Genomic DNA, 10,890 nt, shown 5'->3' on the forward strand with positions numbered 1-10,890 from the left:
ATGCTTGATGGTATTAAGCCACTGACTCAGAAGTCAGGTGATTCCCATAGGCTTCTGTCGCCTTGATGGCATTGGCTGCCAGTGTTTCTATTTCCTGCACGATATTCTGCAGTGAAGACGATGAACTCAGTGCACCAAAAATGGTGTAGTACTCATTGCCATCCGGAAAGCGATCCAGACTGATCGTCGACAGCGGAAATAATTTGTGAGTACGCAAAACCTCATCATTTAACGCAACCGGGTCCTTGACCAGTGAAAAAGGCCAGAGCACCGCATCGGCAATGATCTGCTCCCCGGAAACCGTCAGGTAGATAGGCAGATCACCAAACTCAACCATACTGATTTCCAGACAGGGCTCAGTCCCATCCACCAGATTCAACACCGCATTACCACTGGTACTCAGTGGGTCATTAGCCAACGCTTCGTATAAGCTTTGAATCGTCCAAACACTTGATGACTGGGTCATGATGGTAGGTCCTGGTGGTTGATAGGAATCGATTTGCCGTAGTTGCTGCTCAATGTCCCGCAGCAGGCTGGCGTTTTCTGGCATAATCCAGATTTCTTTTTTTACCAGCCCCTGCTCTCTCATCCTGGAGCGAAACTGTCGCTGATAATGTGCAGCGTTTTTCCGCAAGGCCATGAATGAACTCTCTGTATTAGTGGATTGCCTGACCAGTTCAGTGATCAGGCAATCCATTACATGTAACAAATATTACATGTAATATAAAGGTCGTATTGTTTTTTTCAACTGCCTGCTATGTAAACTTTTTATCACGCTTGCGAAAAGATAGCGTCTTATCGTCGCCAATACGCCGACGTAAACATCACCAGAACGGTAATGACCTCCAATCGTCCCATCAGCATGCCCGCTGCCAATACCCACTTGGCCATATCAGGCAGTGGTGCAAAGTTACCGGAAGGACCAATAATGTCTCCAAGCCCCGGCCCAACGTTGGCAATGGCTGTGACCGCTCCTGTCAGGCTGGTAATAAAGTCCAGCCCCATCAAACTGAGTAGCAGTGTGATGATGCCTGTCAGCATCAGAAAGAAAAAAGTAAACCCGACAAATGAGCGAATAATATCAGAGGTCAGTGGCTGACCATTGTATTTCATGCTGAAGCAGGCCCGGGGGTGGCTCAACAGCTTCAGCTGCACATTAAGCAGCCTCAGCCCCAGCTGAAAGCGAAAGATCTTTACACCGCCAGTGGTAGAGCCTGAGCAACCGCCAATAAAACTCAGGAAGAAAAACGAAGCTCCGGCAAAGCCTCCCCACATTGAGTAGTCGGTAAGGGCAAAGCCAGTGGTACTTATGACAGATGTCGTATTGAAGGCAACCAGATTCAGTGCAGCAAAAACGCCGTAGTCAGAGTTCAGCACTAACCAGGCTGTCATGGTGACCCAGAGAATCCCAATCAGCTTAAGAAAGCCCCGAACCTGACAATCTTTCCATAACGGCTCGGCATTACCCGACAGAAATCTTACTAACAGAACAAAGGGAAGACTGCCCAGCAACATAAAAATGATGCCAGCCCAGTGGATGACAGGGGTGTCAAAATGTGCCATTGATGCATCGGAGGTGGAGAAACCACCGGTTGAGAGCGTTGCCATTGCGTGGTTGATGGCTTCAAAAGCCGTCATTCCTCCCATGTAATAGGCCATGGCACACAATGCGCTCAACCCCAGGTATATCTGAACGATCCGCTTGGCAATCACACCGGATCGGGGCATTACTTTTTCCGACCAGTCGGAAGACTCACTCTGAAACAGACGCATACCACCCACCTTAAGAAAAGGCAGAACCGCAACCGCCATGACAATAAAGCCAATCCCCCCCAACCATTGAAGGACTGAGCGCCACATCAAAATACCCGGATTCATATTATCCAGACCGACCAGCACCGTAGAGCCCGTGGTGGTAATGCCTGACATGGTTTCAAAGAATGCATCAGTAAAGCTGATTTCTGTTTCAAAAATAAAAGGCAGCGCACCAAACACACAGACCAATATCCAGCTTGAGTTGGTCAGCAGGAAAACCTCCCTGGACCGGAATCCAAAGACTTCTGTTTTGCACGACCAGCATAAGATACCACCCACGACAAACGTCAGCAGTGGCGACAGTGTGAAAGCCAGGTAGTGAGCAGGCGTATTAAAAAAAATATTGGTAAACAGCGGGATGCACATCAGTGCCGCCAGCGTCATCAATAAAAGTCCAATGACGTATAGTACAGGTTTGTAATGCATGGTCTTAAAGAAACTTGAGAGCTTTTGCGTTTTGTTCTCGAAAAATAATGATCTGGCTCATCAGGCCTATGGTCTGAAACTTTTTTTGGTTCAGCAGGTCTGAATGACGGGAAAACAGCCAACGGCCAATTATCAGAAAACATTATTATCAGTATGCGCAGGTGTGTCTGTAAAAGCTTACACCTAGCCATTCTGTATATTCCCATACCAATCCATGAGCTAGGAGGCTGTCCGAGAATAGACTGCCCTACTGCGGTGGCAGCAAATTGGTCTAAAAGGTCGGAAATTTTTAGCAAATAGAACCACTATTCACTAAAAATTTCCGACTTTTTATCCTCAATTTTCTGCCATCCTCGCTACGGGCGCTATTCTCGGACAGCCTCCTAGATGATGGGGGAGAAGTCATTGTATCAACCGTCTTAACACAACGGCTGACTATGAAAAACTGAGGTAAATCACCACAGAGGTTGAATAGTTATGGGTACAGACATACATGCATACGCTGAGTTCAGAAATAATTTTGGGCAATGGGAAGAAATCCCGGACTATAAACCTTTAAGCGATCGCGATTATGGTGTTTTTTCATTTGTTGCCGGTGTTCGTTTCAGAAACGACTTCCTATAACTATGACAAGCCCTTGCGAGACAGAAACATTGAAGCGGCTCATGTTCCAGAAGAGTTCGTTACTCATACTGTCAGAGAGGCTCTGGGTGAAGGTTATTTTCAGGACCTGGCCCAACTACAAAAGAGTAAAGCAGAGCGCATCGTCTTTTGGTTTGATTCATGACCCTGCAGATCTGCAAGCCCATGGGAACAGTAGTATCTGAACTCTTACCCTACTCCTTCGTGACTAAACAACAACCTGACTGCATACTTGCCAACAAAAAAATCCCGATAAATTGCTTTATCGGGATTTTCAGCCTTGAGCGTACTCAAGGTAAATAATGGTGCCTGGCGATGACCTACTCTCACATGGGGAAGAAGACAAAGTAAAAGCCTGCCACTTAGTACTATAGAACACAAAATGAACAACGCTACAACCCTTGCTATCACTGGCATTTCACGCTAATAGTAACTCCATGCCAAAAATAATGTGATGCGATTTTTATGTGCACAGTCCGAATTCTGTCCGAATCAATAAAAATGATATTTGGAGTTTTGGAGTTACAGAGCAATGATAAAAAAAATCACTGAAAGCAGTGTATCAAAAATGAGTGAGAAAACCCTCAGGGATAATGAGATCCGGGGGTTCTCTTGTCAGCAGAAGAAAACCGGCAAGTTTTTCTATTACGAGTACAAATCCCCCGTTACCGGAACCAACCGCAAGCATCCTCTGGGCAGGCACGGAGAGATCACCGTCGAGCAGGCGCGAACAATGGCCAGGGCATCAGCTGGTGAGGTGGCAACCGGTAATGATCCCCAGGAACAAAAACGGGAACGGCGGAAGGAAGTTGAGAAGCAGAGGCAAAATACCCTGCGAGCATTTATGGAGGGTGATTACCGGAGCGTGACCCCGGAGGAGACAGCGGATGTTGCACAGAAGAATATAAAGAGACATTTCTCAAAATGGCTGGATAAGCCCATGTCTCATATCACTGCCTTTGAAATGAAAAAATGGCTAAACAACTATCCGGGAGCCCCTTCCGGCGGTAATCGCATTATGAATGATCTTCGGGGCATTCTGACCAAAGCTGTCGCAGCTGGCTATATTGATAAAACACCGATGTCCGAAGTAAAGCGACTCAAGGAAGACAAGAGCAAGAAGATCAAATATCTGACCCGGGAATATGAACAACAGCTAATGGTCGGCCTGGATGAATATGATGTTTACCGACGAGAACTGGATGGCCAGCATAATGGCACGTTTGCTGACCTGCTCAGGCCACTGGTGATCGTTGCCATTCATACCGGAATGCGCAAAGGCGAACTGCTCAACCTGAAGGTAAACGACATTGATTTTGCATCCGGCATAATAACCGTAGTGGGTATGGGCGACCATTCCGATGGGCAAAATCACCAGAAAAAGAAGACCCGCACCAAATCACTGCAGACTCGTTACATTCCACTGAACGACGTATCGACTACCATACTGAACGACTGGCTTGATCAGACCGGTTACACCAACCTGGTGTTTCCCAATAATTCCGGCCAGCGGGCCTGTGATAAATTTATTGACCGTCGCTGGTATAAAGCCCGAGAAGCAGCAGGGCTCACCGGAAAAATCGATTTCCATGGCTTGCGACACACCTTCGGCACCCGGCTGGCAGAACTTCGGGTGGATCTGGTAACAATTCAGGAGCTAATGGGGCATGAGTCACTGGATATCACCGCCAAGTACCTGCACACCAGCCCGGAGCGAAAGCATCTGGCAATTTCGGGATTAGCGGGTTATTGAGGTTAGCACTTACGGATGCGAGTTAGGCAGATCACCGAGTCTATTGATTTTGATATGGCAAAACTCCCCAAAATTCATCATTGTTTCTTCATAAAAATGACCGACAAGGCCATCAATAAAGAAAGCCCATTCCGTGTTGTCAGCAATAGAAAACTACCGGGAATAATCAGTAGCGACAGCCAAAGCAGATGGTAATAAGCAATCCCTGACAGGAGCACTCCAACAAGAAGCATCAGCATACACAGCGCTACTGCGACCATCGGTGGAATAACCATGCCAGATTCCCGTGCCGATGAAATAATGCCCAGCCATAGCCAAAGGTCGATTAGTATAAAAACAACCAAAACGATATTGCTAAACACCGGAGTAACTCCTGGATCCTCGGGAACCAGGATTATAGACGAGTCGCATTATATCCAGCGCACCTTTCATAAAGGGGATGGCACCTGATCTACCACTTTCTGACGAAAGTTAACCAAGTCATGGATCTTGCTGCTGTCCGGGTTATATACCCACTCATGGTCAAACAGGGTTTCCATTCGCTCCCGTAAAAAGCAATTACCAATAACCAGGGAGTAAAAGCGATTTCCTGTTTCTTTTTGCTGCCCTATTTCAGAAGACACTTCCGGGGTTAAGTCGGCCATAATAAAGTCCGAAACAATCAGCAAGTCCGAATTTTCATACGACTCCTGTTTCATAACACTCAAGGCATGCTGCAAAGCAGGTGTGATATCGGTACCACCATGAAAAGACATGCTTAAGAAATCTATCAGCACTGGCATCCCCTCAGTTCCTGTAATTTCCAGTGTGGATATGCCGGTAGAAAAGTTAATCAGATAGCATGGCCGCTTCTGTTCTTTAGCCTTGCCAGCCATATACAATGCAACTGCCTTGGCAATGGTTTCTGGCGTCCCATGCATAGAACCACTGGTATCGATGCACAGAATCATCGGCCCAAGGGAATGTTCATCTGCTGTGGTCACATCAACCTCAACTTCGTGCTGCTGGTTAATATTCTGCATTCCTTGCATGTCGAAGCACATCAGTCGAGACTCAATAAATTTAAGATCGAATAATATGGCGGTGTCCGGATCTGAAAGCAGTGCCAGTTCAGAAGGAAGGGCATGTTCAATTTCATGGCCGGTGCGAACGCCAATAATTTCCTCTTTTGAGTCAATATCGGGTATCTGGGTGGCAAAGGAACGTTTTTGCCTGATGGTTTCAATACGTTCGGAAAGCTCAACTTGCCGCATTCTGCCCAACAATTCACAGATAGCACGGGCACCCTCATCATTAGCCAGATAGTTCGCCCATCGTTTAAATTGTTCGACTTGTTGTGGAGACAGAGCACCTTTAGAAAGATCAAGCCAAATACCGGGCTCAAGTCCCAGTGCTTCCAGGCTTTCTGTTAATTGCGCGATAGTATTAAGAAAATCCTCAAACTCCTTGATAAACTTCCCGCGCAACCGGGCTAATTTCTGAACCTCCCAAGCGGCCCGGCTCTGATCGAGTTCTTTCTGCCACTGATCTAACAGCAATGTTCTCGCCACCTTGACCCTGGGTAGATCATTCGGCACTTGACGGGAGGAATCAGAACTTTTTTTCCTGTCAGCCTTCTGTGTTTTTTTAAGCAATTCCTGGCGCCAGAAATGATCATCAACATGGATCTTCTCTGACTTGCAAAATATGCTGTAATCGCTCAGAAGCTGGTTGATCTGATCGACACAGAGAGCCTCAGGGGCTATGGATTTCCAGTACTTTAAGCGATCATCTGAATGTTCATGCTTGTAGCCATTCACCAGTTCCTTGGCGGCTTCTCTCTGCCAGTCATCTATGGCTTCGTCCATAGTCTGATGGAGGGAACCAAACTGACTGAGGAGTTCACTATATTTATTGGCAAGCCACTCTTTTAGCTGACTAACCGATGTTTGCAGCGGTTTCATTTGCATAGGGCCTCCAGACGTTCACAATCCTTGATCCGAATCTGCAAGCTGTGCAACTGTTCATTGATGCCTTCCAGGGCAACATTGATATCATCCTGAGAACTAAAAACAGAGTTAAGTTCTTGTTGGTAGACAGCAAGTTTTTCTTCAACTTCTATTTTTGCGGTGGAAAAGCTTGATCTTATATCTGAAACAGATTCTGACAGAGATTTAATCAGTCTCTTGTTTACATCCTTTTTCTTATCGCCTTTGTGAAATAAGATATTTGGAGTGAACTCAATCTTTTCGTAGTCATAATCATCCAAATCTAAAAAACAGCTTCCTTGGTTGTCGAAGCTAACGGTTACCTCTTCATCAATGTTGCCATGCTCATCCAGTGGATGAAACTCATCTTTTGATTTGAATTTTGAACATGGAATCAGCAATGTTCTGCTATCCATGTACGAGCGATACCCACTGGATTTAAAATCCACATCCACTTTAAAGTAAAATACGTCACCAACCCTCTCGGCATCATAAACATCTTCACTATGAAAAAGTTCTTTCCTGATCTCTCTGTCTAATTTTTCTTTTTCTTGATCCAGTTCAGCAAGACTAACACCACTCGAAAACCCGGACTCACGAACCGCATTTTTTACAATATCAGATACAGCATCCCGGCATTCCCCATCTGCCCATAAACAATGCTGAAGAAGCAATGCATCACTATGATTGGTTTCTTCTCGGCCATTGAAAAAAGCAGAGGCTTTCATCAAGCCCGCAGCCCTTTGCCAGCGTCGGTCCGAGACATAGACACCCAGCTCTTCGTAACGATTTGCCAACTGCTCACGGATAAGATGGATAATAGTAAAGCTTTCCGGCGCAAGGTTAACGGAATGAATACTGTCTCTCCAGGTCACCAACTCATCATTTTTGATCAGATCTTCTTTAGAGACGTCTATGCTGGCACTGCTGGGCTTGGCATTCAGTAACCGTTCAAAATTCTCAGTATCTTTAATCGGCGGCACCACCAGGCGAATAATAAACCGATCATAAAGAGCATCAAGCCCCTGACTGGCGGCAGGTGTCTCGTTAGAGGCAGCAATCAACGCTTTCAATGGCACTTGTTCTGTTTTTTCGCCATTACGGAACACGCCTTCATTAATCAATGTCAATAACGTATTGAGAATGGCTGGGCTGGACTTCCAAATCTCATCAAGAAAGGCAAACTCAGCGGTGGGCAAATAGTGCTGTGTTTTACGGACATACCTGTCTTCTTTCAACTCCTTAATTGACACCGGCCCAAACACCTCTTCAGGTGTGCTGAAGCGGTTCATCAGATACTCAAAATAAGCAGAGCTATCAAAAGCACAGGACAAACGGCGGGCAATCAGGCTTTTAGCCGTACCGGGAGGACCATACAAAAAGGTGTTATGACCACTGAGTGCACCCAGCAACGCAACAGCAATGATCTCCTCTCGCTCATGCATATCCTTGCTGATAATTTGTACGATTTTTTCAATTCTATTTTTAAGGCTCACCGCTTGCTTCCTGTACTCAATAACCATCTCAAATAATTGTGACTGCCTGTGGCACTCAATGGATTCCGCATTATAGACGCGTACAGAGGACAGGGGGCTTAAAATATCTCGGCAGACCACGTATATAAACTGAAATGGTCATGGAAATGTGGCCTCAGGACAATACCGCTAATCCTTTGGAGGCAGGCTGTTAAAACGACAAAAATCTTATAAAAGAAATCGTAAGAGTTATACGTCATAGCGATAGGTCGGGAACCGATAGCGAAATTTATTTGATGACTCTAACTTCATACCGAAACCCCAAGTATCTTATCCTATCTTTACACCTCCTGGCCTTCGCCCTTAGAAAGCGTAGCAGCAGGTTTCAACAGAACCGTGCAGGCCTACCCTAAATTCCATCCCTCCCTAAAGCATAACCTCCATGTATTCGGTGAAAATAACTATTACTGGTCATATCTGACAACGTTACTATACGCTGCTGTGCCATTGATAAATTTTCCATAATAAAGGGCTGTATATGAAGACGCTTTGGTTAGATCTTGAACAGAAATTAAGAACATTTTCTCCTGAGCTACATCAGGATCTTAACTCCCCTGCTACAGATAAAGAAATTCAAGAGCTTGAAACTATCATTGGCTCAAGGCTTCCACTCGACTTCATTGAGTGTCTTCAGATACATAACGGTCAAAAAGGCAACACTATCGGCCTATTTGATGGCCTGGAGTTTATGTCATGCCAACGCATTGCTGCTGAGTGGCAGATCTGGAAGCAGCTGCTGGACAATCAAGACTTTAATGGCCTTATGAGCACCCCTGACCCGGCCATTAGGAATGACTGGTGGAACCCCTTGTGGATTCCATTTACTTACGATGGATCAGGCAATCATCTGTGTATCGATTTAGTGCCTTCAAGTGCTGGTATTTCTGGGCAAATTATATCCCTATACCACGATGATGCTACTCGGAAAAAAGTAGCTGATAATTTTACACAATGGTTCTCAGCCTTCACTGACTCCATAAACTGCTAACAATACATCTTCCACCTTTTTGTATCTAAAGCCTAGATGAAAGAAACTCTTACTGCTCTTCGCGAACAGCGTCGTGAAAAGTTTTTTGATGACTGCCAAAACCAGGTAATTGCTCAAATTATTGGTCCGTTTGGCTTATCTCCAGCCATGTTTGAAGATAAGGAAGGAGGCAATGTCACCACTGCCTTTAATTTTGAACAAGGTTGTGTCGCTACAGAAGAAGACAAAAAACGATACGATTTTTACAAGGAGAAATATGACAGAGATAACTACAAGGCATCTGATAAAGAATGGAAGCAAAAAAAAGCCGATACCAGCAATATAGATGGGTACACAGGTAAGGATCTTTCAGATTCCCCAACGGATTTGGATCACGTTGTCTCTATCAAAGAAGTATCCACTAACCACAAAGCCCACCTGGCATTGGGGCAAGAAGGGATTAGGGAGCTTGTGAATAGTGCCCCTAATCTCACCAAGACAGAACAGGGACTAAATCGCTCCAAAAACAGTAAAAATCTGAAAGATTGGGAAAAAGATAAACGACCAAACTCAGACCAGACAAATGCTGAGTATTATGACGTAGATACTGAGCTATCTGAAAAAACTCATCAGCGAGCAACTGACTTCATCGATAATACAGTCCAAGACTCCCTCCATGAGAAATACAAGAAGGAGCTTTGGTCAACCGGAAAGCAGCAAGCCATTCAAATGGGCATGCGCCAAGCTCTGGGTGTACTGCTCACTGAGCTGGTTAATGGCCTGTTTAATGAAACAAAACATCTCGTAAAAGAAGGGTTTTCCCCTGATAAATCTATCTTCCAGGAGATATCAGAACGCCTGAAAAAAGTACTCCGCAGTGTAGCCTCGCGGATACCTGATGCGATTTCGCAGCTCTTTCAAGGTGGAATCAGTGGTTTTATGAGCAACTTGCTCACCTTTTTAATCAACAACCTGGTCAAAACAGCAAAGCGGGTAACCACTATTATCCGCGAAGGGCTGCTGGGATTAGTCAAAGCTTTTAAAACCATCTTATTCCCCCCAAAGGGAATGACGAAGGAACAGGCCCTTCGTGAAGGCCTGAAAATTTTGACAGCGGTCATTGTGACCTCGGTTGGTATTCTTATTGAATCTGCAGTGAGCGGATTCCTCACTACCATACCGTTTCTGGCTCCTTTTGCCGGACTGGTTGCGCCAGTACTGGTTGGTATCTTAACGGGTATTTTGACTGCGTTTCTTGCTTACAACATCGACTGTATTTTCGACAAAATGGCTCATAACAGTAAAGAGCTGTTTATTGATGAGTTAATTGTTAACTCTGGCCTCCAACAGCAGTTTTCAGGGGAACTGACAAGTTTGACTGAATCACGGTTGGTTCTGCTCAAGCAGTATGGGCAAGCCATCAGTATTTATCAGAACATTGGTGAAAATCTTGGCTCTGCACAAAGGACAAGCGCAGCGACTCTTTCCAGCCTGCAAAGAACCAATGAAATGACCAGGACACAAATCCGGAAGAGTCACCAAACCATTGACTTTATCAACGAATCACAAGCAGAAATTGAAGAGTTTCTGGCGACGATATAAAGGTATTAGAGAGAAAAATCATGAGCGCACAGGAATTACAAGTCGTTAAGGCATTCTCGTCATTAACCATCCCCGAAGACGTCATCAGAAACCAGGGCGAAAGCTTCAGGCGTACTAAAGTACTATTATTTAACGCTAATTAAACTTGTTCCTTTGGGCAGAAATTTCTTATATTCAATTTAT

At 45.2% G+C, this 10,890-nt stretch carries 9 protein-coding genes; 4 read left to right on the forward strand and 5 right to left on the reverse strand.

Annotated features, from left to right (window positions below; translation table 11 throughout):
• Window positions 1-13: 13 nt before the first annotated feature.
• Both ACO6UY_RS20235 and ACO6UY_RS20240 read right to left on the reverse strand, forming a co-directional pair.
• The gene (locus ACO6UY_RS20235; protein WP_422463332.1) at window positions 14-697 is read right to left on the reverse strand and encodes a YjfI family protein; all 684 of its coding nucleotides are present in this window, start codon (window positions 695-697) and stop codon (window positions 14-16) included.
• Between the two features lie 98 nt (window positions 698-795).
• Complete coding sequence (locus tag ACO6UY_RS20240; protein WP_422463334.1) at window positions 796-2,199, reverse strand: TrkH family potassium uptake protein; 1,404 nt, start codon at window positions 2,197-2,199, stop codon at window positions 796-798.
• 613 nt (window positions 2,200-2,812) lie between these two features.
• Between ACO6UY_RS20240 and ACO6UY_RS20245 the strand changes: the two genes are divergently transcribed.
• Entirely contained in the window at window positions 2,813-3,028 is a 216-nt protein-coding gene (locus ACO6UY_RS20245; RefSeq protein ID WP_422444536.1) for a hypothetical protein, read from the forward strand.
• 423 nt (window positions 3,029-3,451) lie between these two features.
• A complete protein-coding gene (locus tag ACO6UY_RS20250) occupies window positions 3,452-4,636 on the forward strand; it encodes a tyrosine-type recombinase/integrase (RefSeq protein ID WP_422491005.1) in 1,185 nt (394 codons plus the stop codon).
• A 77-nt stretch (window positions 4,637-4,713) separates the two neighbouring features.
• On the opposite strand, the gene ACO6UY_RS20255 is transcribed toward ACO6UY_RS20250, so the two are convergent.
• The 3 genes from ACO6UY_RS20255 to ACO6UY_RS20265 all read right to left on the reverse strand — a co-directional run bounded on the left by ACO6UY_RS20255 (window position 4,714) and on the right by ACO6UY_RS20265 (window position 8,099).
• Window positions 4,714-4,998, reverse strand: a complete 285-nt coding sequence (locus ACO6UY_RS20255; protein WP_101748231.1) for a hypothetical protein — start codon at window positions 4,996-4,998, stop codon at window positions 4,714-4,716.
• A 66-nt stretch (window positions 4,999-5,064) separates the two neighbouring features.
• A complete protein-coding gene (locus ACO6UY_RS20260) occupies window positions 5,065-6,579 on the reverse strand; it encodes a VWA domain-containing protein (protein WP_422491006.1) in 1,515 nt (504 codons plus the stop codon).
• Window positions 6,576-8,099: an AAA family ATPase gene (locus ACO6UY_RS20265; protein WP_422491007.1), complete on the reverse strand. Its 1,524-nt coding sequence runs from the start codon at window positions 8,097-8,099 to the stop codon at window positions 6,576-6,578. The genes ACO6UY_RS20260 and ACO6UY_RS20265 overlap by 4 nt, the downstream gene beginning before the upstream one ends.
• A gap of 517 nt (window positions 8,100-8,616) precedes the next feature.
• Here ACO6UY_RS20265 and ACO6UY_RS20270 point away from each other — a divergent pair.
• Together ACO6UY_RS20270 and ACO6UY_RS20275 are read left to right on the forward strand one after the other, a co-directional pair.
• A complete protein-coding gene (locus ACO6UY_RS20270) occupies window positions 8,617-9,126 on the forward strand; it encodes an SMI1/KNR4 family protein (RefSeq protein ID WP_422491009.1) in 510 nt (169 codons plus the stop codon).
• A gap of 36 nt (window positions 9,127-9,162) precedes the next feature.
• A complete protein-coding gene (locus ACO6UY_RS20275) occupies window positions 9,163-10,707 on the forward strand; it encodes an AI-2E family transporter (protein ID WP_422491010.1) in 1,545 nt (514 codons plus the stop codon).
• Window positions 10,708-10,890 lie beyond the last annotated feature (183 nt).

Source organism: Endozoicomonas sp. ALE010, from assembly GCF_049310165.1.
Taxonomy (GTDB): Bacteria; Pseudomonadota; Gammaproteobacteria; order Pseudomonadales; family Endozoicomonadaceae; genus Endozoicomonas.

Bases quoted from the DNA above. Each gene is read 5' to 3' on its own strand.
- ACO6UY_RS20240 (WP_422463334.1), bottom strand. From the start codon at position 2,199: ATGACGCTGGCGGCACTGATGTGCATCCCGCTGTTTACCAATATTTTT.
- ACO6UY_RS20235 (WP_422463332.1), bottom strand. From the start codon at position 697: ATGGATTGCCTGATCACTGAACTGGTCAGGCAATCCACTAATACAGAG.
- ACO6UY_RS20250 (WP_422491005.1), top strand. From the start codon at position 3,452: ATGAGTGAGAAAACCCTCAGGGATAATGAGATCCGGGGGTTCTCTTGT.
- ACO6UY_RS20245 (WP_422444536.1), top strand. From the start codon at position 2,813: ATGGTGTTTTTTCATTTGTTGCCGGTGTTCGTTTCAGAAACGACTTCC.
- ACO6UY_RS20260 (WP_422491006.1), bottom strand. From the start codon at position 6,579: ATGAAACCGCTGCAAACATCGGTTAGTCAGCTAAAAGAGTGGCTTGCC.
- ACO6UY_RS20270 (WP_422491009.1), top strand. From the start codon at position 8,617: ATGAAGACGCTTTGGTTAGATCTTGAACAGAAATTAAGAACATTTTCT.
- ACO6UY_RS20275 (WP_422491010.1), top strand. From the start codon at position 9,163: ATGAAAGAAACTCTTACTGCTCTTCGCGAACAGCGTCGTGAAAAGTTT.